We start from the raw sequence: 24,179 nt of genomic DNA on the forward strand, positions 1-24,179 counted from the left end.
TTGAAGTGGGGTAGTTACTTGGGCGAAACTATTGATAATTATTCGTTGTTAGGTGAATCATGTGATAGAATTAATCGTCTGTTTTAATCCAGTTACAGCAGAACAGCAACCTAATCATCTTAGGTGTTTAATATAAAAGACCCCGCCACATGGCAGGGCATTATCATTTCAATCCAGCCACGGCTGGTTTAGAAATTTATCATTTTAAAGATATACAGGTTTCACGCATACCGGCTTGGATACACCTGTGCTGTGACCTGTGTATTTCAGACGGCCGCTCTCCTGATCCACCGTGAATGTCACGAGGTTGTTGGTATCACGGTTGGCTGCGATCAGCAATTTGCCGTTAGGTGTCAGAGCAAAATGACGCGGATGCTCTCCTTCAGCAGATACATGCTCAACCAGAGTCAGATGACCTTTGTCTGCATCTACTGCAAATACAACGATGCTGTCATGTCCACGGTTAGAACCATATACATAACGTCCATCATTGGAAACGGTGATTTCTGCTGTTGTATTCTCTTTGCCATCATATCCATCAGGCAATGTGGATACAGTAGACAATTCAGTCAACGTACCCGCTGCTGCATCATATTGGAACGAAGTAATCGAAGAATCCACTTCGTTGATCACATAAGCGAATTGACCATTCGGGTGGAACGCCAAGTGACGTGGGCCTGCTCCCGCATGTGTTTTGGTTTCACTGTGCAGCACAAGTTCATTCTTGTCTGCGTCGATGGAATAGATCGCGATTTTGTCCGCACCCAGATCCTGTACCATCATGTATTTGCCATCCGGGCTGAAGAATGCGGAGTGCACGTGTGGCTTGTCCTGACGCTCAGGATGCGCACCCTGGCCTTCATGTTTCTTCTCATCCAGAAGCGCTCCAACTTCACCGTTATCCGTCAAGGCTTGCAGACCTACCAGACCACCGTGGTAGCTGGAAAGAATCAAGTATTTGCCGGAAGGATCACGCTGGATATGACATGGTGGAGCTGAAATGGAGTCATTCCGGTTCAGCAAAGTTAATTTTCCTGTAGAAGGATCAATGCTCAGAGCTACAGCTTCAGACATTTTGTTGCCTTCAGCTGACGCTGTTTCACCAATCGCGTACAGTTTGTTTGCTTCAGCATCCACGTTGACAAACGTTGGGTTTTTCACGCCAGCAATGCCATCAAGCTTGGACAAGCTGCCTGTATCCTCATTCAATTCATATGCGTAAATGCCCTCATTTTCCGCTTCGGCATAAGAGCCAGCAAGTACGAGCAAGCGTTTTGATTCACTCATTACAGTTTCCTCCTCTATGTGTATGTAATCTTGTTGCACCTCTTCTATAATAAATCTGCCATATCAAAATAGCAATCCGCTGACGCTGCGCATCAGGGAAATCCTCAGTTAAGCAAGGCGATTACTACAACATGATCATCCTGAAATCCATGTATATGAGGTTCATCTTCTGCTATGATAAAATAGGTTTTTCATCCGGAAGGGACTGAACTGCATTGCTTCATTCATTCATACTCACGTTATACCATGTATTCCTGCCGATATCACTTCCCGTGATCGGAGGTATTCTGTTAAAACGCTTTAAGAATTGGGATACCCGGTCGCTCTCGACCTTTTCCCTTTATATTTTGAGCCCTGCGCTCATCTTCAATACATTGCTGCATGCAGAGATCACCTGGACGGACGTAACCAGCACATTCTGGTTCTCCCTCATCAATCTGATTGCCCTGTGGGCACTCGCCGAGCTGTTAAGCCGGATTTTCCGTCTGGGTGCAAGCGAAAAAGCGGGTCTCACCCTTGTCTCCACATTTACGAACTGCGTGAATTACGGGCTCCCGCTTGTACTGCTTGCCTTTGGTCAGCTCGGACTGGACAAGGCTTCCGTCTACGTTATTGGACAGATGATCATTGTTAATACGGTAGGTATCTTTTTTGCCGCGAGATCCGAATTCACGGTAAAAAATGCGATTCTGTCCGTTTTCCGCATGCCATCCATCTATGCTGCTGGCATCGCCATTGCGCTGCGTGCGTCCAATCTGAGCCTGCCTGAAGCACTGGATGGAGGGATTGCCATGCTGGCTGCGGGCTATTCTCCTGTCGTTCTCGCCATTCTGGGAGCACAGATGCTCAGACCCAAAGGGGCAACGGTGCCTTGGTTGCCCAATGTACGCCGAGCCTTCTGGACCGGACTTGTGGTGCGTCTCGCAGCTGCGCCGATCCTCTCCTGGCTGATTCTTATCGTGCTTCAGGTCGAGGGTACGTTGTTCAGTGTGCTGCTGATCCTCGCATCCATGCCCACCGCAGTGAACGCCGTTATTTTGGCTGAACAGTTCAATGCTTCCCCGCAGTTTGTATCCCGCTGTATTCTGTGGACAACTGCTGCATCCATGTTCATGCTGCCCATTATGATTGTGATGGCTTCCTGATTAACACTGGAGGGGATACCGAAGCGATATCCGCTTGTCGGCGTTTCTCCAGCCGGCGTTCATAACGCCGGTTGAGCGCTCTGACGTAGAAAAATTTCACGACAAAGTACGAAATTACACCCAAAATGACACCGAACACGGACATACCTGCCAGAATATCCAGCCCACCAAGCAACAATTCGCTCACGGCCGACCAATTTCCACGAAACAGCTCCATGAAGGCACTCTCATGTACCAGTCCCTGTCCCATACTGTGGGCAGGCAAAATCCATGAACCAATCTGTTTGGCGAGCGGCATCAGTATAATAGGTAAAAACGTAAGTTTACCAATCACATTACCAACAATCGCTGCGGGCATCGAACCGCCAGACAGTCGTACAATTGGATAAAATATGAGATAGATCAGGGAAGCGGTCGAGATCACGATCAATTCCAATCCGAACCCTATGGCAAATCCGGTGGATACTTTATGGGCACCTCCGGGAGCACGTAACAATTTGAGAAAATTCAGTTTCATAGCACGTGTTAAACGTACCCAGCGGTTGGTCTTGCGCTTCTGTGTGTTCATACCGAATGACTCCTTATTTTACACAAATGACAACTTGAATCGTCTATTCTTCAGTATATCACACCGCGTTAGCTCCTGTAGTAACAATGACCGGTTGTGTCTCCATCTGGACATTACCTGCCACTGCTCGGGAGATCATGCAGGATGATTCAGCCTTGTGCGCTAAGCGCTCAGCCTTGGTCATATCCGCCTCTGAAGCATCCTGGCTGAGTACAATCCGGGGTCTATGTACGATCCGTTCGTACGTAAATACGTTATTCGTAACATCTACGGTTGCTTCCGATTCAAGCGTCAATTCATCCGGCGTAATATCCGAACGCTCCAGCATTGCAGCCAGTGTGATCAGGTAACAGGTGGAAGCTGCACCCAGCAGCATTTCGTCCGGGTTGGTCCCTGTACCGGGTCCGCCCATCTCCTGTGGAATCGATATGACCGTTTTTAATCCACCCGCATCGATGGTTCCCTCACTATTACGTCCACCATTCCATACCGCTTTCAGATGAAAAGGATGTTTCATGACATTTCATTCCTTTCTGATTTACACACGTATACACGTAATATTTTGCTCGATCAATGCGCTAACATGCTCTTCATCTACACCCTGATCTGTAATCACTTTCGCCACACTGCTTATCTCAGCGACTCTGGTAAATGCCTGTATATTAAATTTGCTGGAATCGGCAAGTAATATGACTTCATCTGCAATCTGGATCATTTTCTGCTTCACCAAGGCCTGTAATTCATTCGATTCACTAATGCCTTTAGTCAGATGCACCCCTTTACAAGACAAAAACACTTTATCGACATGATACGCATCAAGCGAACGTTCCGCCAGCGGTCCTACAAAAGACAGTGACTTCGAAGCCAACTGCCCACCTGTGGCAATCACACGAATCTGCTCCTTGTTACTCAGCTCTGCGGCCACTTTAATCGAATTAGTTAATACCGTCAGTGGAATATTAGGCAATCCTGCCGCCATGTACCAAGCCGTTGTACTTGCATCCAGGGCGATCCGGTCGCCGGATTCCACCATGTTCACCGCTTCGCTTGCAATTCTGCGCTTCTCTTCTGCATGGGCTACAGCCCGTTCTGGGTAAGGAATCTCCGACTGTAACTCTTCCTTGTATTTTACGCTGACCGCCCCGCCATGGGACCTTCTGAGCCTGCCCGCCTGTTCGAGCTTGTCCAGATCACGACGTATCGTCTCTTCCGTCACCCCGCAGCGCTCACTAAGTTCGGTTACACGCATGCTGCCCTGCGTATCCACCCATTCCACTATTTTCTCATACCGTTCAGCTACGAGCATATTCCTTCACTCCAAACCGTTGATTATCCAGTTGATCCTGTCCATCCATCATACCACAGTGCGATGACAAGGAGAATTTGGATCATGTGCAAAAGGAGGGAGCTTTCGCCCCCTCCATTCCAGTTGTGAAGTGTATATTATTTATCTTCTGCCATAGGGAACCAACCCGGTGTGTGGATGATTGCATTCCACAACCCGTCAGGGATAACCAGACGTTCCTGATCCGATTTCGTCAAAATCGTTGCAATATCTCCTTCACGTCCGCTCTCGATTTTCTCGACCCAATCCGGTTCAATAATCAGTTCACGTCCAATGGCAAGCAAAGGTACTCCCGTTTGAAGGGCCTCAGCAGCCTCATCAGCCGTATGAATCGCACCTACGCCAATCACAGGCAATTTGCCGTTCACTCGATCCAGGATGAATTCCATTCTTGAACGTGTATCGGCTTCGCCGCGTCTTGGCTTGGACCAGAATTCGTTCAGGGAAACGTGCAGGTAGTCGAGATTTTTATCTTTTAATGCATCCACCAGTGCATACGTATCTTCCATTGTAAGTCCCGGTGTTTCCGGTTCTTCCGGGGAGAAACGGTAACCAATGATGAACGGCAGTTTGGTATGTTCGGCAACCACTTTCTGAATCTCATCCACGACAGCAAGCGGGAATGTCAGACGTTTCTCCACACTTCCGCCAAAGCGGTCTTCACGTCGGTTGGAATGAGGGGAGAAGAATTGCTGGATCAGATAACCGTTCGCACCGTGAATCTCAACACCATCAAAGCCAGCTTCAATTGCACGACGTGTCGCTTCACCAAAGTCTTTGATAATGGAAGTAATCTCGGCATCCGTCAATTCTCTTGGTTCAGGCGAACCTGGACGCTCACTCGCAACCGCACTAGGAGCAACTACTTGACCCGCAGGTACAGCTTGTTCAGGCGTCAGACGGCCCGCATGGAAAATTTGCAATACGGCAACCGAGCCCTGTTGTTTCATGGTTTCAGCCAGTTTCTTCAGACCAGGAATGAAGCGATCATCATAGACACCAAATTGAGCGGGGAAACCAATGCCATACTCGGTTACATGCCCTACAGCCGTAATCGACATGCCAGCCCCACCGGTGCGTCGTGCATAATAGGCGAGTTCAGCGTCGGATATGGTACCATCCGCATTCGAGGACATATGAGTCATGGGAGCGAGCACGATACGGTTTTTCAGTGTAATACCAGTCGGCAGTGAAACTTGTTCAAACATCTGGTTAAACTTTGGATTCATTCGTGGTTCCCTCCTGATTATAAATATCTCTTTTAATAGATATATGAATATATGCGTTCACTTACTGTAATGATTATAGTTACGTTTGACTGCAATTGCAACTTTTCATTTTCAGAAAGAAAAAAGAGCAGAGTGTCTCCAGACTCTCAGCCCATTCATCTTCTTCATTCTATCCCAAGTCCTTCACTCTATCCAATGGATGTTCAGAAACTCCGAACGTAAGCCAGCTTCTGATCCATCTCTTCTACGCACTCGTAACAGTCGTGTTCATCGTTGGCGACCATTGGGGTGACTGGATACAGATTCATCTCTGTACTATTATACGATTTCAATAGCGGTAACAATTGAGTCACCCGTGTATTCGCCGGGTCAAGCCAAGTATTGATCTCTTCTTCGGAGAGGATCGCCGGCATTTTACTGCCAAACTCGCGTGTAACCATGTTCGCACCTGTCATAAGCATCGTGCAGGTACGAAGCGGCTCTTTACGTGTATCTCTCCACACCTCGTATAACCCAGCAATGCCGAACAGACCGCGATCTGGCATGACAACACGAACTGCATAACTTTTCTTGCCCTCTTGCCGCCAGTAATATAATCCATTGCAGGGAATGACGCAGCGCTTGGTCTCTACCAGTTTGTAATAGGAAGGATTCTCATGCACCGTCATGAGATTCGCGTTAACGGCATCACGACCCCAAAATGGTATGAACCCCCACCGAAACTCATCCAATACACGCTCGCCATCCTGATGTAAAATAATCGGCGTATGCTGGGTTGGGCTGATATTGTATCGGTTTTTGTAATAATACATCACTCGCTGAATCTTGAAATGATCTCTGACTTCGTCCAAATCGGCTGCCAATGAAAAACGGTTGCACATATTCAAGCACTACCTTTCCCTGTGAGAAGTTGGATGTATTGTTTGTAACTTCAGGGAAATTATGCATGCATATTGAACAGAAAATGACTTATTTTGACACCACTCGGGTCTGAACAAGCGTTATTTCATGTTTTTCACGACAAAAACAATGACCTCGGACTCATTTCAATCTAACTATTCCTTGTTACTATAATAGAGATTAAAATACATTTATTGGAGGTTTTTAGTATGAAAAGGAAGTTTTTGATGAGCATCATGTTGTTCTCGGCAATTGCGATGTTCGGCAGTACCATCTATGCAGCGACCTTTCTGACCTACGGTTATCCCAGCACCACCATCCCCATTCGCACGTATAACTACACCTCCGCATGGCAGACCCCTATGGACGCTTCCCTTGCGAACTGGAACAATGCTGGTGCCAAAGTTCAATTCACCAAAACAAGTAATTCCCCTAATACCATCACCGTAGGAAACTTCAATAACACAGCGTATGGTGTCAACTACGCCTCTGTATCCGGCAGTCAAGTCGTAAGCTTCCGCATCGAACTCAATGCATCCACCATCACCCCTGACGCGACCAACTTATCCAATTTCATTCAAAGCGTATTCGTCCACGAACTCGGTCACTCCATCTGGCTCGGTGACAACCCAACAACAACAAGCCCTTCCATTATGTCATACTCCCGCAACCGCAATTCCATGACCAAACCTCAGACTTTTGATATCAATAACGTAAGATCCAAGTACTAATCCATTACGATCTCATCCCAAAATCCAAGGAGGATTCCTGTCCATGAACAAAAATCGAGTATTAACACTGCTTCTCTCTTCCATTTTCATGCTATCTGCTGTTGGATGTTCTTCTGTTACACCTGCTGCGTCCCCATCCGATGCGCCCATAACCATTATTTCTTCTGAAGATTACCCGAGTTATTCCAGTATTGGCGACCTGTCCGCGAGAGCAAATACCATTGTAAAAGGTAGTGTAATTGAGACGCGTGTGGAAGCTTTGAACGATATCGCACAGGTTACCGATGCTGCCAATGATAACGAGTTAAATCCCGCATCAACCCCGGGAGGAGATCCGTCTTCTTTTGACAAAATCTATACGATCCACACCATTCAGGTCGCTGAATCCTATAAGGGAAGTTACACGGCTGGGGAAAAACTTGAAGTGAAGCAACTTGGCGGACAAGTAGGCAACACCGAGATTATTAATGATGACAATCTCAAGCTGATCCCCACCAAAGACTATGTGCTTTTCCTCGAAACGTATGAAGACACACCTGCCAGTCTGCTTAACTCCGTTCAGAGTCTCTACGTGATCAAGCCTGCCGCCAAGTCGAATCATCCAGGGCAGCAACAATCACAGTCCGAAGTTATTGTGAGCGCAAACCCCGAGAATAACCTCACACTACAACTGGAGGATTTGCAAGAAATCCAAAACGAACAGAAGAACCAATAACTCTTATACGGCAAACACAACGCTATTTCATCTGCGTCAGGCAGCTAATCCCCTCTACTGTTCAGTCATACATAAGCATAAGAGAACCGTGCCGCTCAGCATACTGGGCAGCACGGTTTTTGAGTTTAATGTGGATTCAGTCCTCTGCTGATATGGCGTCTGCCTCTCCACTACCTGAGCTATAGAGCAGCCTGAATTGCTGCGGCGTCATTCCAATGTAAGTCCGGAACATACGAATAAAGTAACTGCTGTGCGTGAATCCGCATTGGGAAGCAATCTGCTTCACTGTCAGATCTGAATCGGCCAGACTTTTCTTCGCCGACAGCATACGGCAATCCAGCAGATATCGGCCCGGGGGAACCCCCATGATGCTTTTGAACATGCGATTAAAATAATACACACTGTATCCCGCGGTATTTGCCATGTCGGCAAGACTGAGCGGCTGCGTACAATGACGACGGATGTAATCGGCCGTTGAACGAATCGTATCCTGATGACTCAGTATAGAAGTCCCCGCCAGCGACTCCGAATTTCTCGTAAGTTCTGCCAGTAACTCGTACAGGACAGCAGACAATCGGGGTTCATGAACACTCTCATAAGTTCTGCCTAGCTGACATAATTGTTCATGCAACGTCTCGAAACGTTCGAATCCCGAAAATGAAAACAGCCAAACCTTGTCTGGACTGCGGAGGTCCAGCAATCGCTCCAGATCATAGGCTTGTAGATGAATCCATCTGACGTCCCAAGGATCCGAGGGATCAGCATAGTAATGTTGAGCTTGTCCTGGTGCATATAGGAAACCTTGACCAGCCACCAACCGCACGTTTCCCTGTTCTGATCTGACATATCCCTGTCCACTGAAAATCAGATGCAGATTGTATTCCCGTATCCCGTCTGGACGATGCTCCCCATGCTCTGGATCGAGATATCTTCCATAGGCCAGCGGATAACAAGTGTACCCGGCGAATCCCGGCTCAGGCATAAACCAATGTGTTCGTATATGTTCAACCCCCTGTTTACGTATAGGATATGGAGATACTGAATAGCAAGATCATGATATCCTGTAGCAACATGTTGTTATATTCCCTTGTTATTATCCAGTATACAATGAAATAGACTCGTACAAAATTCACAAGATCATGATGCTTATACTAAAGGAGAACAACAATATGAATACATACCTTCCCGTGCAAATGGGCGTGGATTATTATCCAGAACATTGGGACCCTTCCCTGTGGGAACAGGATGCCCGTTTAATGGCTGACAGCGGAGTGCGCATTGTGCGTGTGGGTGAGTTCGCCTGGAGCCGAATGGAACCCACTGATGGACAATTTGAATGGGCATGGCTTGATCAAGCGATTGATACCTTACATCGTCATGGACTGCAAATTGTAATTGGTACACCAACCATGACACCCCCACGCTGGCTTACGGAAAAATGTCCTGATGTCCTGCCTTTGCTTCCAAATGGTCAACCATATCACGAAGGCATTCGGGGTCATCGCTGTTATAACAGTCCCAGTATGCGAACATACAGTGCAAGAATTGTGCAAAAACTGACTGAGCGCTATGCTGAACATGCGGCAATCATCGGCTGGCAGACCGATAACGAATTCAGCTTCACGGATTGTCAGTGCGACGCTTGTGCCGAAGCTTTTCGTGAATGGGTTCGTGTTCGCTACCACAGTCTGGATCAGCTAAACCAAGCTTGGGGGACTGTCGTCTGGAGTGGTGAATATAGCGATTGGGAACAGGTTACGCCGCCGTATGGAGGCTCCTCGTTCCAGAACCCTTCATTCCTGCTGGACTACTCCCGTTTTCAATCGGATTCCATTGTGGAATTTCAACATATTCAGGTCGAGATTATTCGTCGCAATTGTCCTGCGCATTTTGTCACCCATAATTTTCACAGTTATCCGCAAAGGGAGGATCAGTATAAAATCAGTCAGGAGCTGGACTTCGCTTCTTTTGATTATTATCCGAACCCTTCACCGAACAAAACAGATACCGCGCCATACAGCGGCGCGCTCTCTTTGGATCTGACACGCGGCATTAAACGCCGCAACTTCTGGATCATGGAGCAGCTGAGCGGCCCTCCGGGATGCTGGTTCCCGATGTGGCGTACACCGCAGCCCGGCTTCCTGCGTGCTTACGCTTGGCAGACGATTGCTCGTGGAGCCGATGCGGTTGTGCATTTCCGCTGGCGGAGTGCAGCTGTGGGAGCGGAGCAGTTCTGGCATGGGCTGATTGATCACAGCAATGTTCCGGGGCGACGTTTTAAGGAATTTCAACAACTATGCACCGAAGTGAACAAACTCAGTGAACGTCTACAGGGTTCAACATTGCATAATAAAGTCGCGATTCTGCATTCGCATGATCAATTGAACGCCCTTCGGATTCAGCCGCAAGCCGAAGGAATGGAATACTACGAAAATATGAAGGTCTGGCATCGCGCATTGACCAAATTGGGCCTCAGTACGGATGTTATACACCCTTCGGAGCCACTGGATGGCTATAAAATCATCATTGCTCCGCATCTGTACCTGCTGGATGAGACTACAGCAGAATGTCTGCAATCCTTTGCAGCAGCCGGAGGCATCTTGGTCTTAACCCATCGCACGGGTGTCAAGAACGACAATAACGTCTGTGTCATGGCACCGCTCCCAGGTCTGTTATCTGACTGTAGTGGTGTGCGGGTTACGGAGTATGATCCTGTTGGCGGGGATACCGTTCAGATTCGTGACGAACAAGGCCGTCTATATAACGCTTCCCAATGGGTGGATGTACTGGAACTGGACACGGCACAGCCGGTCGCTGTGTATGCCGATCAATTTTATGCCGAAAGTGCCGCTGTCACCCGGAATCACTGGGGTAAAGGTGAGGTCTACTATGTGGCAACCCAGCCGGAAGAAGCGTACTTGAGCCAGTTATTGCGAAGCATCGCAGAAGGCTGTGACCTTTCCGGAATTCAGACTTTGTCACATGGCGTACAGGTGACCACCCGCTCGGGTCCGAATGGAACGTTCCGTTTTATTCTGAATCTGAGCCCCGAACCTGCCTCCATTGAACTCCATGCTTCATATACCAGTGCACTGGATGGGAAACCGAAAGGACCTCATCTCGAGCTGGACGGTTATGCGATCGAGATCCTGGAAATTCAATAATTCAAAGATTCCATGATTTCATGATTTCATGATTTCATGATTCCAAACAATAAGCATCATGAATTAAAAATACATGGTTTCATGAAACGAAAAAGGCCCGCTGTGCATTTGCGTTGCACTCGGGCCTTTAACTGCGGGCAGGACGACCGTTCCTTATTTAGACGTTGTATGAAGTCCAATAATCCATTCAGCCAGATCCTGTGTCTGTTTCAGCAAGGCGATGGGGTCACGGAACCAGGATTGTTCTTCTGTCCATATGTACACTCTTCCATTTTTGACAGCAGGCAATGAACCCCAGACCGGATCTGCCTGAAGGTCTTTCAGCTGAGAGTTGCTTGTCAGAACAATGTAATCTCCCGCGTATTTGGAGAGCAATTCTATCGAAAATTCATGATAGGCGCCCTGCATCAACTCGGATGGAATGTTCTTTGGTGCCTGCAAACCAAGCAATTCATAGATATTACGTCCTCCCCGGCCTGACTGATTGCCAAAAATGAAAACTTGGCGATCATATTCCTGCATCACGGAGAATGTAACGCCAGCTGGGACAACGTTCTGGACCTCCTGCTTGATTTTGGCAATCTCCTCATCGAAATCAGCCAGCCATTTCTCTGCTTCCGCTTCTTTGCCCAGGACTTCACCGAAATAGTTCACTTCGTCCTTCAGTGTGGGGAAAGTGATGGATGCAATCGAAACCGTTGGTGCAATCTTGCTGTATTTCTCATACGCGGCCTTGTCGGGATTCAATGTAATAATGAGATCCGGTTCCAGCTCCATCAATTGTTCAACGGAATCCCCTATCGTTGCAAGACCATCCATGTGACCTTCCAGATAGGGACTGTTCATCAGAAATTGCCCCCCACCGATCGGTTTGACACCAAGAGCAAGCACAGTTCCCAGATAATCGATAGCCGCCACTCGCTCTGGATGTGCAGGGATCTCCACCTCACCAAAGGTCGTTTTGACCATTTTGGTTTCTACTACTGCCGGTTGTTCGGGTTCAGCCGCGACCTCGGATGTTTCTGCCCCCTGCTGGGCTGTTCCACAAGCACTCAATGTGAGTACAAGCGCAAGCGACATAATCGCTGATTTGAAATGGTTAAACATATGGATTTCCTCATCTCCAATATATTGATAATGATTATCATCATCAATTAAAGGATAACGTTCCTCCCGGCCCGTTACAATGGATTCATTTGTTGCATATAATGCACTTTTTGAAACTGATTTCGAATGCTCCTGCTGCTTCAACCGATATTGTCCCGGTGTAATGCCGGTCTCTTTTTTGAAAATGCGATTGAAATAGAACGGGTCCATATAACCCACATACGCAGCAATCTCCTGTAATGAAGCTTCCGTGGATGCAAGCAAACTCCTTGCCTCACCCATTCGTAACCGAATCACATATTCTGTCGGTGTACATCCCGTCTGCTCCTTGAATTTGCGTGATACATATTGCGGACTGTAACTCAAGGACTGGGCAAGCGAATCAAGCGAGATCGATTCCCGATAATGAGCTTTGATATATCGCAAAACCTGATCGGTAAGCGAAGGTTGCTGAACTTCGTTAAACATGCGACTCCGCTGTAACAATGCAATCTGTACCAGTTGAAAGAAGTACACTTTGACCTGAATTTTGCCCACTTGCTCCTGCTCTGACCAGCATTCATGTATATTCCGCACCAGCTCGCGCAGCTCAAGTGCATGATCCGGGGCTGTCGCCCAGGACTCTTCGAACGGATTGCGCTGGTTCAGCATCATTCGGTACTCCACCAGCACGTTGGATGGCAGCGTGGATTTGTATAAAATCAGATGCACCTCTGTCACCCCGGTCGCTTCAAGGGTCAGACGCCTTCCTTTTCCTCCGTGCAGCAGCAAGAACTGGCTTGTGGTCCATACCTCTTCATCCAGCCACACCTGCCCCCTGCCTTGAACATACACAAATGTACTGGTCGGTAACACATAATTACGTATGAACTCGTTGGTTTCCAGTGATATAAGACGCACATCAAGCACGCGAACCTGTACCTGATCCCACAGCTTGATGTCATTCTGAATTCCCATATAGACTCCCTTTCCTAAGTGCCGATCATGTACAATTCATCACATTGTGACTACAAACCCACTTATTAATTGATAATGATTATCAATTATAGCAATGATGGCATCATCTTTGAAGCCTACCTCCGTTTTTGGTGGATGCCGCAAAAATAAAAACGGTCGAAATCCCTCTTATGAGAGATCTCAACCGCCCTGATGTTAAGCCTGATTATCGTTTGATAAAGTCAGCCATGGAACGAACCTGAATGAGTCCTGTATTGGAAGCCGCATCGGCAGATTGCAGCCCTTCTCTGGAAGTAAACTGCACCTTCACCGGGATGCCAGGAATGAGATCGAAGAAGTTGTCCGAGAATACACCTTCCGCTTCTGAAGCGATCCATACCTGTTTGGCAAGCACATCACTTTCCAGCACCAGATGGGCACCAGCCTCATCCGAAACTTCAGTTACTTTAATGTGTGCAGGCTTCAACGCAAGATCTTTGGATGGTGCAAAGTAATGCTCCTGCACAATGTCCGCTGCGTCATTCTGCTTCAGATCAATCCGCAGCAACGTTGTTGCTGCATCATGTCCTTCCAGCCATTCAGCCTGGCTTAGGGATAACACCTGCTGACCCGAGTTCGAAGCCACTGTTACTTCATGATTTTCTTCACGATACACCGTGCCATCGAATCCAATCAGTCTAACCTGCAATTGACCCTTCACTGGCTCAAGTAGATCCGAGATGATATATATATCTGTCGTATCTTCCTTGGTTCCATCTACGGATACCAACACATCGCTGAAGCTGCGTTTCGCATAATATTGCAATGCTTTCCAACGACCAAGATAGTCCATACCTGCCCATGAAGCCACCGGCCAACAGTCATTCATCTGCCAGTAAAGTGTGCCCATACAGAATGGTTTACGGCGACGATGCGCCTCAATCGCGGTCTTCATCGCTTCCGCTTGAAGTACCTGACTCATATACAGGAACGATGGAAAATCCTTCGATTCATGCATGTACATATCCATGTATTGTTTGATCAGACGATTGCCTGCCCCATTCTTCTGATGGGCGAGCATGACTTCCGATTCCAGAGCCAGATCCTCTTCTTCCGCGTACGTGCGGACTGATTTGTACTCCGGGAACGACTGAAATCCGTATTCGCTCATGAAACGACCCACATGCACGTTGTAGTTTTCGAACGGTTCTACATTGTGCCATACACCCCAATAGTGAATATCACCTTCAGCTGTGGACGGGTGCGCATGCTGCTTCTCATCCCCTGTCAGGGATACAAGGGGTGAAGAAGGCCAGTAATCCACACCTGGAGCATACGCTTCAACCACTTCTGGCAGCAGATCATGGAAGATGGCTTCGTAATCCGCCCAGATGCGTTCACGCTGCTCGGCAGTAAATTCCTTTTTCCAGCCCCAGCCACCATTCTCAACATAGTGAGCCCAAGCCGAATCAATCTCGTTGTTCCCACACCAGAGTGCAATACTTGGATGGTTGCGCAGACGTTTCACATTATCAATCGCCTCATGTCTCACACTGTTCAGGAACGCTTCGTCTCCCGGGTACATGCTGCATGCAAACATGAAGTCTTGCCATACCAAAATGCCGTATTCATCACACAGTTCATAGAAGTCATCTTGCTCATAGATCCCGCCACCCCACACACGAAGCATGTTCATATTGGACTCGGCTGCGGATACGATCTCATGACGATAACGTTCACGGGTAATTTCGGTGATGAAACTATCATTCGGAATATGGTTTGCCCCTTTGGCAAAGACTGCAACGCCGTTTAATTCAAAGTAAAAGGAGGCTCCCGCTTCATCTTTGTCACGTACCAGCCGAATGGATCGAAGCCCAGTCTTCACTGTAGATTCAGCAACAGCTCGCTCTCCTTGAAGCACTTCGGCAAGGAAAGTATACAGATGCGGATCACCAAGCCCACGGCTCCACCACAGTTTCGGTTCATCAATGGAGATTGGAATCTCCACAGTCTGAGTTCCGGGTTGTAGCGATACGGATCTTTCCCATCTCTGTCCATCTGCGCCGATACGAATAATCGTATCTACCGCTTGTGATGTCTCGACTTCCACAACAGCAGTTAATGAAGCTGAGGTAGCGCTTACTTCGTTTTGCTGGATATACACATCATTGATTCGTACCTGTGTCCAACCTTCAAGGCGTGCTTCACGCCAGATCCCACTCGTTACAAAACGCGGACCCCAGTCCCAACCATAGTGATACGGCGCTTTACGGGCAAAAATACTTACTCTCTTATCGCCAAGTCCGCCAACATCGGACTGATCATTGGATGCAGGCAACGCATATCCGAGCTTCTCCAGCTTCGGCAGGTCTTCCTGAATCGGCGACCGAAAGCGTATTCGAAGGTTATTGCCGTTCTCCTTTAATACAGCTTTTACATCTGCCTTCCATACTCGGAACATATTATCTGCGGACAACACATGCACCTCATTCACATACACATCCGCATATGTATCCAGGCCATCAAACACCAGTTCCAGATGTTCCTGGGAGAACAACGCTTCGGCCACGTCAAATTCCGTCTGATATTCCCAATCTATCTTATCAATCCACTGTACTTCCTTCTCGTTTGTTCCATAAAAAGGATCTGGAATCTTGCCCAGCTTCAGCAAATCTGTATGCACACAGCCGGGCACCTGAGCCGGCATCCATTCTTGATCTTCGCAAGCCTTGAACGTCCAATTCTGAAAAACATGTGATTGTATTGTGCTCATGACAGCCTCCATTGTTGTTAGAGTTGTTAACCAATATTTTGTTAGGTTTTGTTAGTATAAAAACGAATAACTTACAAAACAAAATTAACACGATATGCATCTCCTAGTCAATCTGTTTTGTAACTTAATTTGTTAAACCATTACTGTATGTCAAAAAGACATAAAGCTCTAATGCTCCATGTCTCTTCACTTAACTTATTTACCTGGATGCTTGTTTTTACAATGACTCAATACGTCCTACCATATCACTCTAAACTGGCGTTATATTCATCTCGAATAATTAATTCCGAATAGATCAACTTGCGTTCATAAGGTTCGTCCCGATGCTGAATCCGCCACAACAGCTGATCTACCGCTCTGGTGCCCAGATTCTCTTTGTTGATATGCACTGAAGCAAGGATGGGTTCATCTGTCTGCGTATTGTCAAACCCGGTCACGGCACAGCGTTCAGGAACCTGAATGCCTCGGCTTCGGAGTGCCTCAAGCACGATAACAGCCGTATGATCATTCGCACACACAATGACTTCAGGGATGTCCTCCAGCTTCATTTCGGCAATGGAGCCCCGAATCTGTTCGTACTCCGCGCCCAGCAAACCTTCTTGCTGTTCCCCTGCCACCTGCTTCTCTTCCAGCACCGTACGATATCCAAGCCAGCGTTCTCGAAAACTTGCCGCATCGGGCAGTTGCCCGGCAAACTGGAACCTTCTGTACCCCTTTCCAACAAGCATGAGAACGAGTTCTTTCATACATTTCATATTGTCCGTAAAAACCGAGTCTGCGTATACGGCGGGGTCTTCATGATCTACCATGACCAGTGGAATACGCAGTCTGTAAATTTCCAGCAATACCGATGTCGAGATGGTGCCCACGGTAATGACTCCACTGATTGCTTCGGGATTAAGAACCGAGAACATTCGATCTGAAGAGGGTTCCGTCAGTGTTAAAATATCCATTCCCTTCTCATTCAACCTCTCAGAAATGCCGTCAAACACAGGCCCCCAGTACAAGGAGGATCGATTCTGAGAACGAATGTTAGGAAACAAAATCAATATGGTGCCTTGCCGCTTCGCTTCTGGCTTCATCTCCAATGACATCTGTGTCTCCAGCGCATAACGCTTCGGTTCAGTTCTGAAATACCCGAGCTGACCCGCTGTTCTGACGATCATCTCGCGTGTATGTTCACTCACACCAGGCTTGCCCGTCAGCGCACGGGAGACTGCAAATTTGGACACCCCCGCAGCATCCGCAATTTGCTGCATCGTTACTCTTTTGGCCATACTACTCACCCGTTTTTCCTAATTTTCATTCAGTGTAGCATAAAAAACAAAAATCAACAAAACAAGGTTATGTTATTCTGTTTTTTGTTAGGTCACCAATTATCTCTTACGCAACGTGAACGACATAACCAAAAAAAGCCCTCTCCCCACCTTCTGTAAAAGATGAAGAAAGAACCTTGTCCCTTAATTATATGCCTGGTGCTCCCTGATCGCCGAGTTCCGACTGTAAAACCGGGCGTTTTCGGCGCCAGAAGATAGGCTGTGGAAGTTTGATCTCTGTGATCAGAACACCGACCAACATCAGCGCTGCTCCTGCATATCCTTGCAACGTTAACGATTCTCCTTGAAAGGTAAATGCAAAGGCCGCTGCGAACAGTGGTTCGAGTGAAAAAATCAGACTTGTTCTTGTCGGTGAAGCATGACGTTGTGCGAGCGTCTGCAAAATATACCCCAAGCCACTACATAATACACCTAAGCCGAGAATCGCCGCCCAGGATTCAGCCGTATCGGGCATACGTGGCGTCTCCAGCATGAATGTAGCTGCAATTCCCCACATTGCTGCAACGCCCAATTGGACGGTTCCCAACGTTAACGGATCATGCTTCGGTGTGTACTTGCCAGCAATCATTATGTAGATGGCATACACAAGTGCTGCTAGTATGCAGAGAATATCTCCCGTGTGCAGACTAAGCTGATGTTGAAGCGTCAGCAAGCCAAGCCCGGTAACGGCAACCAGGATACTAAGCGTCAATCGTTTATCCGGCATACGACGATGCTGGATCGTCGTCAGGATCGGTACAAAAATAACGGCCAAACTTATGAGGAATCCCGCTTGGGATGTCGTTGTTCGTTGCACACCATAGGTGATGAATACAAATGCAGCGAATAAAGCTGTACCCATAATAGCGCCTGCCACAAGTGTTCTGCGATCCATGTTAAACAACCGCCGATGAAAAAGAAGTCCTGCCGCAATAAAGGCAATGCCAAAACGAAATGCGACCAGATTCAATTCTTGCATGGACTCCAGTCCCGATTTCATAAACAGATAGGATGATCCCCAGATGACCGTTGCGAGCAGCATCTGTATGTCCGCTCTTCTTGTTGCCTGACCTTGATTAACCTGTACACCATTCATCTTGCTTCTACCTTCATTCTATGTATTCTGAGCTGTGTGATCGTGCGTCAAACTAACTCGCCTTGGCAAGTATAAACGATCTCTTTGCATTAGAAAAATGAATATTTATAATGTATTATATGAAATAAACTCATGTATTTAAAATGGGAAGGAACTGAGCTATTCATGTCACTCATCAAATATGAAATATTGAATACCGTCGTGGAATATGGCAGTCTCACCAAAGCGGCAGAAGCGCTGAATGTCACCCAATCCGCAGTCAGCCATGCCATCGCAAGTCTCGAGACTGAATGTGGTTTTTCACTGCTCCATCGCGGCCGCTCCGGTGTACGGGTTACCGCTGAAGGTGAACGCATTCTGGGATATACACGTGAGATTCTGCGCTGGACGGAACTGATGAACCAGGAGATATCCCTCATTCGCGGCGCCGAGATTGGTACCGTGCGGATCGGCACCTTCGCAAGTGTCTCCACGCAATGGTTGCCAGGCATCCTGAAACAATTTCGTCTGCGTCATCCAGGAATTGAGATCAAGCTGTGGGAGGGCGATTATGCTGAGATTGAGGGTTGGCTGGCTGGAGGTGCCATCGACCTCGGATTCCTGTCCCTTGGCGATTCATCACCTTTTGAGACGATCCCATTACAAAAAGACAGGATGATGTGCATCCTGCCTCTCGATCATCCTCTCGCCTCAGAAGAGTCTGTTTCATTTGATATTCTGCTGGAGCAACCCTTTATTCTACCCAAGTGGGGTGGGGATAACGAGATTGAACGACTGATCCGGCAGCATGCAGCCAAACTCAATGTTGTCTATGAAGTGGCAGAAGATCAAGCCATCATGGCGATGGTCCGTAATGGTCTTGGTATCAGCTTGCTACCGGAAATGGTACTTCAAAATCATACTGATGCGCTCGCACTCGTGCCGCTCGCAGGAGATCCGTACCGCACGATCGGCATGGCCTGCCCCGCTTTGGGCAATCTATCACCAGCTACGCGGCGTTTCATTGAAGAAGTGCAGGAGTGGCTTAGCTCGGCTATGTAACTTTGGAGAACTCACGGTCTTTGTCGTAATAATCAATTGCTTCTATCCATTACTCACAAATTGAATAACACCGAGGATTAGTAGCAGTACAAATATCACCACAATCGTGATGCCAAAGCCACTCAGGAAGCGTACGCCAGCTGAGCGTTTGTTATGCTGGCTACCTTCCAGGTTATCCAGCTTCTGCTCAATTTGATCTAACCTTTCATGTACCTGTTTCAGATCTTGATTGGAGTTCATATTCATCCATCTCCTTCTCTGCGTATTCGATCTATTCCCACACCCGATCCAGCTGATCTGCGTAATAACGGATTGCTCGGTTATAGTCATTGATTCTCTTATCACTAGATGTATCTGCAAGTTGCACGAGCAATCTTTGCATCGCTTCTGCATGTTCACCCAGATTGTAGAGCACCATCGCATAGAATACCTCAAATTCCCGGTACGCCGGGAATTCTTGCAGCCCTTTTTCAAACCAAGCCTTTGCCTGCTCGTATTGTCCAAGCGTTCTGTATGTACTGCCTAGTCCGAGTATTGCACCCGCTCTATCCTCACCAGAAAGCCCAAGACTCAGTGCCTTCTCATAATGCGGGACAGCTTTCCGCTCCAATCCAAGCGAATCATGTGCCCAAGCCAGTTGGTACCAGACATTCGCATTCTCGGGTTCCTGCATTGTTATTTCTTGCAGTAGTTCAATCGCTTCCTGCACCTTGCCTTCTTCTCTCCATCGCACGGCCTGTTCCAAATTACTCATGCTGTCACTTCCCATCTTGCATTATAAATTCCACTTATATGATTCAATTGTTTTATTATACCAAAAAAGCACACTTAAGAATATGTTTCAACAACTGAAGGTTGTCCAAACTCTATTCCATAGTGTGCTTTTTCATTCGATGCAGCCAGCTAGTTTAAGCTGAAATCTCTCTGAAAATGATCTGTTCATCGTCTAATTAAGACCATGTCGTATTCGCGACCATCACAATAAATACAAGCATGAGATAGTTCACCGAGATCAGAAAGTTTACTTTTGCCCACTTCTCGTTATCCTGTGTCTTCAGTCCGCTAAGTGTATGCACGAACCAGATCAGTCCACCGAGCAGAGATACAATCAGAAATACCAGACCAACATAGTCGTAGTAATACAACAGGAACACAGCAGGAAGCAGCAGAAAAACATAAGGAATCATCTGAAACTTGGTGCGTTTCACCCCTTTAACGACAGGCAACAAGGGGAACCCCGCAGCACGATACTCCTCTACCCGGCGAATACCCAATGACCAGAAATGTGGTGGTTGCCAGAGGAACAACAGCGCAAACAGTAACCAGGCTCCCGCATCAATTTCATTGGTTACAGACGTATAACCAATGACAGGCGGCATCGCTCCCGCAATTCCACCAAGCGACGTACTCCACGTTGAACTGCGTTTCAACCACATCGTGTATATCACGATGTACGCGAACCACCCCAGCAGTGCCATCCAGCCTGATAACGGATTCACCAAGAGATACAGTACTGCTAGTCCCACAACACCAAGGATAATGCCATAGCCAAGTACAAACCCTGGCTTCAGATGGTTAATGTAATCCATCCTTTTTTTGGTGCGCTCCATCTTCTGGTCCAATTCACGATCCCAATAATTGTTGATAACACAAGCTGAAGCAATAACCAAGGTTGATCCGATCACGACCATAAGCAGAGATAACCAGTTAATATCCCATTTTGAAGCTACCCAGAACCCTACAGCCACCGCAAACACATTTAGCCTTAGAAGTCCGGGTTTAGTTAATGCAATCATGTCTTTAAGCATGAGGCTCCTCCTGAACTATGTAAAAACGCCATTCCAATAATGATACATGTACCTACCATTAATTACAATCGCTTTCATGAATTTGTCATAACCAAAAAGCATCCCTCACCGTTCCAATGAACCGGAGGAATGCTTGAATGATGAATTTTTTCTCATTTTATGGGATGTACTGCTGTACAATTTTAGTCACTTTTCCGTCCTGCACCGTCAGATGATATGGGAATACGGACAGGTCAAGAATACGGGTATTCTCATACAACGATTCGAACTTGGATAATGTCACAGGTTCATTCCATTGAATGTCTGCGCCCTGCATCGTACCGTCTCGATCATACAACTGCATCAACACTTCAGCATTGGCACTAACCTCAACCTGTTCCTGCTCTTTGCTATCATTGACAATATAGTAACCATCTGGAGCACCATCTATACCCGCTTCCGGATTGCGCTGTGCAAAAATCGCATCAGCTTCTTCACCCTGATACCAGCCAATCTTGTCCACTGTCATAAACAATTTGCCGTTTTCCATGTGCATACCTTCAACATAGGCTGTAAACATCTCGGAGTTCGCAACCTGTGCTTCTTTGTCAGAAGGCTGTTGGGCATCTGCACTTTCTTGAGCATTCGCAGGGGTAAGCAAATATGTAGTCAGCACAATCATGCCAAGTAAAGCAACAACTGCACCGATCATTCGTAGTTTCCATTGTTTTGCCGCGTCCTTCATAGGTAACATCTCTCCTTAATATGAACGTTACTATTCCTTAACCGGAAGTCTTCCTTACCAAACGCCCAAGTGATCTATTAATTCCAACATTCTCTCTTTTCCTATCATACTTGGAACAGCGAATATAAAAGTATCAGCCAGATTAAAAATAGTTACAATGAACGTCATTACTCCTGTCTGCCGTTTCCGAAAAAGATAAGAACCCCTGAAGTCTCGTCATTCAGGGGTTCTTGACTAGTACAAGATTCTTATGTTTGTTCATGAATATGCTGAAGCATGTATATTAATCTTAATGATTGGTTGTGGAGTCTTGCGCCAAACGAACGAGCATATGAGCCAGCATGTGACGTTCATCTTCCTTGCCGACATTCCAGAGTTCCTGAAGCAACTTTTCTTCACGGTTACGAGGCTCTTCGTTCGCAGCCAGATGGTCAGCTACTTTCTGGGCAATTTTAGCCATCTGTTCTTCACTTAATCCGATAGACTCGCCCATCGCAATTCGTTTACCCAGATATTCTTTGAATGCATCAAAGTTCTGTAAAATCTGTTCTCTCTCTTCCGGTGCAATCTTTTCGATTGCATTGTGCACCTTGTCCGTTGAAACCTGACCATCTTTATGGATTACATGATTTTGTTCATTCATCTGAATAACCTCCTGTATATTAGTTGTTTATTGGTTTTAACCTTTAGACTCTATAATCAACTGGTTATCTATAATATAAACGTATTGCAGAAGTTTAATCAGCACGTTCACTTTTGTATATATCTTCTATGATAAGAGCAAGTACGCGTTTCAAAAGAACTACAGCGGTTAATCGTTTACATATGTGTAACGGTGTTTGGATATGTTAAAGAACACCTTACACCTTATATAATATCGAGCCAGGAGGGATTTCCCATGCGTGATAAAGCGAAACATGAGAAAACAAACGATGAACTTGAACCAGGCGTGAATACCGTTATCCATCCAGACAAACATAATCCCGGACCAACCGACATGATCGAAGGTGTGGTTGGCGATATCGTGGACAACATTCGGAAGGATTTCTCCCATGAATCGAAGGACGAGAAGGCTTCTTCCAAGTCAACAGATTCATCGGATAAATGATTGTCCTTTTTCCAGATGAAGTTAACCCAAAAGACCTCCCGCCTATTCATGGCTTGGGAGGTCTTTTGGGTTTATGGAAAAATGATATTCTAATTGTTCAAACTGAAATTTTATTTTGATAATGAAATCCACATTTAATCGTTTGCCATCTGCTGTAACGCCTTATGAATCCAGATCGCGGCAATGGAACCCTCACCCATCGCAACGGTTGCTTGTTCTGCGTGCAGTCCCAGGTCCCCGGCGATCCACACATTCGTCGCTGCCTGCAAGCTGCGCGAATCTGCTTCCACATGTTTATTATCTGCGATCACGGCTCCAAGCTGCTCTGCCAATTCATAGTGCACCCGATTGCCTCCAAATGCGATAAAGCCTCGCTCAGACTCAAAGATCTGTCCATCTTCGGTCAGAACACCAGTGATATGACCATCCTCAATCTGTTGCACTTCCTGAACAGCCGCTTCCAGATAACGAACGCCCGCCTCTTTCATGCTGCGATGAAGCTCTGCAGATATGGCGGTCTGCTCATGATTGATATATAACAGATCATTTGTACGCTGAATTAAGATCATCGCCATATGGGCACCTGCTTCACCAGACCCCAATAGCACCGTACGTTGATCCTGAATCTCATAACCATCACAATCGGGGCAGACATAGACTGTTCGGCCAAGGGTCGGGGTTAATCCCGGAATATCCGGAACTCGATCCGATAGCCCCGTTGCCAATAACACCGTTTTGCTCCTATATTCAACGCCGGATGTACCTAACAATTGAATCTTCTCTCCATGACGGCCTGCTTGCACAATACGATCTTTCTCAAAAGATACACCTGTCCGCTCTGCCTGCATCCTGCCTCGGGCTCTGAGCTCTTCACCGGATATCCCATCGGGGAAACCCAGGATATTATGGTACGTCCGACACAGGGTTGATCTGCCTTCTCCCGCGTCGATGACCAACACCTGATGAGCTGAATAACGCCCAAGCTGAATAGCTGCCTGAAGCCCTGCGAGCCCTCCACCTACAATTATGCAATCAACCTCTCGCATGCTCCTTCTCCTCCTGAACTATATATATTGAACTAACAGGTATTTACACTGGTTACTCCGATGACAGAACAACCTTCCGATCGCTGTTATCCCCAGATTTTTTTTATCTTTTACAAAGGTTAAATCCGGTGATAAGCGTA

The 24,179-nt window shown here is 47.0% G+C and carries 23 protein-coding genes; 6 read left to right on the forward strand and 17 right to left on the reverse strand.

What is annotated here, in order from left to right:
• Positions 1-204: 204 nt before the first annotated feature.
• Complete coding sequence (locus MKY73_RS17460) at positions 205-1,287, reverse strand: lactonase family protein (protein WP_339302825.1); 1,083 nt, start codon at positions 1,285-1,287, stop codon at positions 205-207.
• A gap of 215 nt (positions 1,288-1,502) precedes the next feature.
• Between MKY73_RS17460 and MKY73_RS17465 the strand changes: the two genes are divergently transcribed.
• Entirely contained in the window at positions 1,503-2,432 is a 930-nt protein-coding gene (locus MKY73_RS17465; protein WP_339302826.1) for an AEC family transporter, read from the forward strand.
• On the opposite strand, the gene MKY73_RS17470 is transcribed toward MKY73_RS17465, so the two are convergent.
• The 5 genes from MKY73_RS17470 to MKY73_RS17490 all read right to left on the reverse strand — a co-directional run bounded on the left by MKY73_RS17470 (position 2,410) and on the right by MKY73_RS17490 (position 6,455).
• Positions 2,410-3,000 (reverse strand): DUF2062 domain-containing protein, encoded by a 591-nt coding sequence (locus MKY73_RS17470; RefSeq protein ID WP_339241946.1) that lies wholly within the window; start codon positions 2,998-3,000, stop codon positions 2,410-2,412. The genes MKY73_RS17465 and MKY73_RS17470 overlap by 23 nt on opposite strands.
• Positions 3,001-3,058: 58 nt before the next feature.
• Positions 3,059-3,517, reverse strand: coding sequence for an OsmC family protein (locus MKY73_RS17475; protein WP_339302827.1), 459 nt, complete (start codon positions 3,515-3,517; stop codon positions 3,059-3,061).
• A 21-nt stretch (positions 3,518-3,538) separates the two neighbouring features.
• A complete protein-coding gene (locus MKY73_RS17480) occupies positions 3,539-4,306 on the reverse strand; it encodes a DeoR/GlpR family DNA-binding transcription regulator (RefSeq protein WP_339302828.1) in 768 nt (255 codons plus the stop codon).
• Between the two features lie 137 nt (positions 4,307-4,443).
• Positions 4,444-5,574, reverse strand: a complete 1,131-nt coding sequence (locus MKY73_RS17485; protein WP_339302829.1) for an NADH-dependent flavin oxidoreductase — start codon at positions 5,572-5,574, stop codon at positions 4,444-4,446.
• Between the two features lie 203 nt (positions 5,575-5,777).
• Positions 5,778-6,455: an SOS response-associated peptidase gene (locus MKY73_RS17490; protein ID WP_091016984.1), complete on the reverse strand. Its 678-nt coding sequence runs from the start codon at positions 6,453-6,455 to the stop codon at positions 5,778-5,780.
• Positions 6,456-6,683: 228 nt separating this feature from the next.
• Here MKY73_RS17490 and MKY73_RS17495 point away from each other — a divergent pair, with 228 nt between their 5' ends.
• Positions 6,684-7,205: a hypothetical protein gene (locus MKY73_RS17495; RefSeq protein ID WP_339260670.1), complete on the forward strand. Its 522-nt coding sequence runs from the start codon at positions 6,684-6,686 to the stop codon at positions 7,203-7,205.
• A gap of 43 nt (positions 7,206-7,248) precedes the next feature.
• Positions 7,249-7,920, forward strand: coding sequence for a hypothetical protein (locus tag MKY73_RS17500; RefSeq protein WP_339302830.1), 672 nt, complete (start codon positions 7,249-7,251; stop codon positions 7,918-7,920).
• 136 nt (positions 7,921-8,056) lie between these two features.
• On the opposite strand, the gene MKY73_RS17505 is transcribed toward MKY73_RS17500, so the two are convergent.
• Positions 8,057-8,902 (reverse strand): AraC family transcriptional regulator, encoded by an 846-nt coding sequence (locus MKY73_RS17505; protein ID WP_339302831.1) that lies wholly within the window; start codon positions 8,900-8,902, stop codon positions 8,057-8,059.
• 187 nt (positions 8,903-9,089) lie between these two features.
• Between MKY73_RS17505 and MKY73_RS17510 the strand changes: the two genes are divergently transcribed.
• A complete protein-coding gene (locus MKY73_RS17510) occupies positions 9,090-11,084 on the forward strand; it encodes a beta-galactosidase (protein WP_339302832.1) in 1,995 nt (664 codons plus the stop codon).
• Between the two features lie 153 nt (positions 11,085-11,237).
• On the opposite strand, the gene MKY73_RS17515 is transcribed toward MKY73_RS17510, so the two are convergent.
• The 4 genes from MKY73_RS17515 to MKY73_RS17530 form a co-directional block, all read right to left on the reverse strand.
• Positions 11,238-13,148 carry an AraC family transcriptional regulator gene (locus MKY73_RS17515; protein WP_339302833.1) on the reverse strand — a complete coding sequence of 637 codons (1,911 nt, stop codon included), beginning with the start codon at positions 13,146-13,148 and terminating at the stop codon, positions 11,238-11,240.
• A 205-nt stretch (positions 13,149-13,353) separates the two neighbouring features.
• Positions 13,354-15,900, reverse strand: a complete 2,547-nt coding sequence (locus MKY73_RS17520) for a glycoside hydrolase family 2 protein (protein ID WP_339302834.1) — start codon at positions 15,898-15,900, stop codon at positions 13,354-13,356.
• A gap of 245 nt (positions 15,901-16,145) precedes the next feature.
• Positions 16,146-17,177 (reverse strand): LacI family DNA-binding transcriptional regulator, encoded by a 1,032-nt coding sequence (locus MKY73_RS17525; RefSeq protein ID WP_339302835.1) that lies wholly within the window; start codon positions 17,175-17,177, stop codon positions 16,146-16,148.
• Between the two features lie 187 nt (positions 17,178-17,364).
• On the reverse strand, positions 17,365-18,312 hold the full coding sequence (locus MKY73_RS17530) for a DMT family transporter (protein WP_339302836.1): 948 nt from the start codon (positions 18,310-18,312) through the stop codon (positions 17,365-17,367).
• 165 nt (positions 18,313-18,477) lie between these two features.
• Between MKY73_RS17530 and MKY73_RS17535 the strand changes: the two genes are divergently transcribed.
• Entirely contained in the window at positions 18,478-19,353 is an 876-nt protein-coding gene (locus tag MKY73_RS17535) for a LysR family transcriptional regulator (protein WP_339302837.1), read from the forward strand.
• Positions 19,354-19,395: 42 nt separating this feature from the next.
• On the opposite strand, the gene MKY73_RS17540 is transcribed toward MKY73_RS17535, so the two are convergent.
• The 5 genes from MKY73_RS17540 to MKY73_RS17560 form a co-directional block, all read right to left on the reverse strand.
• The gene (locus MKY73_RS17540; protein ID WP_339302838.1) at positions 19,396-19,593 is read right to left on the reverse strand and encodes a hypothetical protein; all 198 of its coding nucleotides are present in this window, start codon (positions 19,591-19,593) and stop codon (positions 19,396-19,398) included.
• A gap of 31 nt (positions 19,594-19,624) precedes the next feature.
• The gene (locus tag MKY73_RS17545; protein WP_339302839.1) at positions 19,625-20,107 is read right to left on the reverse strand and encodes a tetratricopeptide repeat protein; all 483 of its coding nucleotides are present in this window, start codon (positions 20,105-20,107) and stop codon (positions 19,625-19,627) included.
• A gap of 196 nt (positions 20,108-20,303) precedes the next feature.
• Positions 20,304-21,161 (reverse strand): heme o synthase, encoded by an 858-nt coding sequence (gene cyoE / locus MKY73_RS17550; protein ID WP_339302840.1) that lies wholly within the window; start codon positions 21,159-21,161, stop codon positions 20,304-20,306.
• Between the two features lie 157 nt (positions 21,162-21,318).
• Entirely contained in the window at positions 21,319-21,885 is a 567-nt protein-coding gene (locus MKY73_RS17555; protein ID WP_339302841.1) for a hypothetical protein, read from the reverse strand.
• A gap of 289 nt (positions 21,886-22,174) precedes the next feature.
• Positions 22,175-22,528, reverse strand: coding sequence for a DUF3243 domain-containing protein (locus tag MKY73_RS17560; RefSeq protein WP_339302842.1), 354 nt, complete (start codon positions 22,526-22,528; stop codon positions 22,175-22,177).
• 255 nt (positions 22,529-22,783) lie between these two features.
• On the opposite strand from MKY73_RS17560, the gene MKY73_RS17565 reads away from it, so the two are divergent.
• Positions 22,784-22,993 (forward strand): hypothetical protein, encoded by a 210-nt coding sequence (locus tag MKY73_RS17565; RefSeq protein WP_339302843.1) that lies wholly within the window; start codon positions 22,784-22,786, stop codon positions 22,991-22,993.
• Between the two features lie 134 nt (positions 22,994-23,127).
• Here the strand turns inward: MKY73_RS17565 and MKY73_RS17570 are convergent, their stop codons facing one another.
• Entirely contained in the window at positions 23,128-24,039 is a 912-nt protein-coding gene (locus MKY73_RS17570) for an NAD(P)/FAD-dependent oxidoreductase (protein WP_339302844.1), read from the reverse strand.
• Positions 24,040-24,179: the final 140 nt, after the last annotated feature.

Origin of the sequence: Paenibacillus sp. FSL R5-0519, from assembly GCF_037974275.1 — a bacterium.
GTDB lineage: Bacteria > Bacillota > Bacilli > Paenibacillales > Paenibacillaceae > Paenibacillus.

Coding starts and splice junctions, on each gene's coding strand:
- MKY73_RS17525 (WP_339302835.1), bottom strand. CDS start 17,177: ATGGCCAAAAGAGTAACGATGCAGCAAATTGCGGATGCTGCGGGGGTG.
- MKY73_RS17545 (WP_339302839.1), bottom strand. CDS start 20,107: ATGAGTAATTTGGAACAGGCCGTGCGATGGAGAGAAGAAGGCAAGGTG.
- MKY73_RS17510 (WP_339302832.1), top strand. CDS start 9,090: ATGAATACATACCTTCCCGTGCAAATGGGCGTGGATTATTATCCAGAA.
- MKY73_RS17480 (WP_339302828.1), bottom strand. CDS start 4,306: ATGCTCGTAGCTGAACGGTATGAGAAAATAGTGGAATGGGTGGATACG.
- MKY73_RS17565 (WP_339302843.1), top strand. CDS start 22,784: ATGCGTGATAAAGCGAAACATGAGAAAACAAACGATGAACTTGAACCA.
- MKY73_RS17460 (WP_339302825.1), bottom strand. CDS start 1,287: ATGAGTGAATCAAAACGCTTGCTCGTACTTGCTGGCTCTTATGCCGAA.
- cyoE (WP_339302840.1), bottom strand. CDS start 21,161: ATGCTTAAAGACATGATTGCATTAACTAAACCCGGACTTCTAAGGCTA.
- MKY73_RS17540 (WP_339302838.1), bottom strand. CDS start 19,593: ATGAACTCCAATCAAGATCTGAAACAGGTACATGAAAGGTTAGATCAA.
- MKY73_RS17495 (WP_339260670.1), top strand. CDS start 6,684: ATGAAAAGGAAGTTTTTGATGAGCATCATGTTGTTCTCGGCAATTGCG.
- MKY73_RS17515 (WP_339302833.1), bottom strand. CDS start 13,148: ATGGGAATTCAGAATGACATCAAGCTGTGGGATCAGGTACAGGTTCGC.
- MKY73_RS17555 (WP_339302841.1), bottom strand. CDS start 21,885: ATGAAGGACGCGGCAAAACAATGGAAACTACGAATGATCGGTGCAGTT.
- MKY73_RS17470 (WP_339241946.1), bottom strand. CDS start 3,000: ATGAACACACAGAAGCGCAAGACCAACCGCTGGGTACGTTTAACACGT.
- MKY73_RS17485 (WP_339302829.1), bottom strand. CDS start 5,574: ATGAATCCAAAGTTTAACCAGATGTTTGAACAAGTTTCACTGCCGACT.
- MKY73_RS17475 (WP_339302827.1), bottom strand. CDS start 3,517: ATGAAACATCCTTTTCATCTGAAAGCGGTATGGAATGGTGGACGTAAT.
- MKY73_RS17570 (WP_339302844.1), bottom strand. CDS start 24,039: ATGCGAGAGGTTGATTGCATAATTGTAGGTGGAGGGCTCGCAGGGCTT.
- MKY73_RS17560 (WP_339302842.1), bottom strand. CDS start 22,528: ATGAATGAACAAAATCATGTAATCCATAAAGATGGTCAGGTTTCAACG.
- MKY73_RS17505 (WP_339302831.1), bottom strand. CDS start 8,902: ATGCCTGAGCCGGGATTCGCCGGGTACACTTGTTATCCGCTGGCCTAT.
- MKY73_RS17535 (WP_339302837.1), top strand. CDS start 18,478: ATGTCACTCATCAAATATGAAATATTGAATACCGTCGTGGAATATGGC.
- MKY73_RS17500 (WP_339302830.1), top strand. CDS start 7,249: ATGAACAAAAATCGAGTATTAACACTGCTTCTCTCTTCCATTTTCATG.
- MKY73_RS17490 (WP_091016984.1), bottom strand. CDS start 6,455: ATGTGCAACCGTTTTTCATTGGCAGCCGATTTGGACGAAGTCAGAGAT.
- MKY73_RS17520 (WP_339302834.1), bottom strand. CDS start 15,900: ATGAGCACAATACAATCACATGTTTTTCAGAATTGGACGTTCAAGGCT.
- MKY73_RS17530 (WP_339302836.1), bottom strand. CDS start 18,312: ATGAATGGTGTACAGGTTAATCAAGGTCAGGCAACAAGAAGAGCGGAC.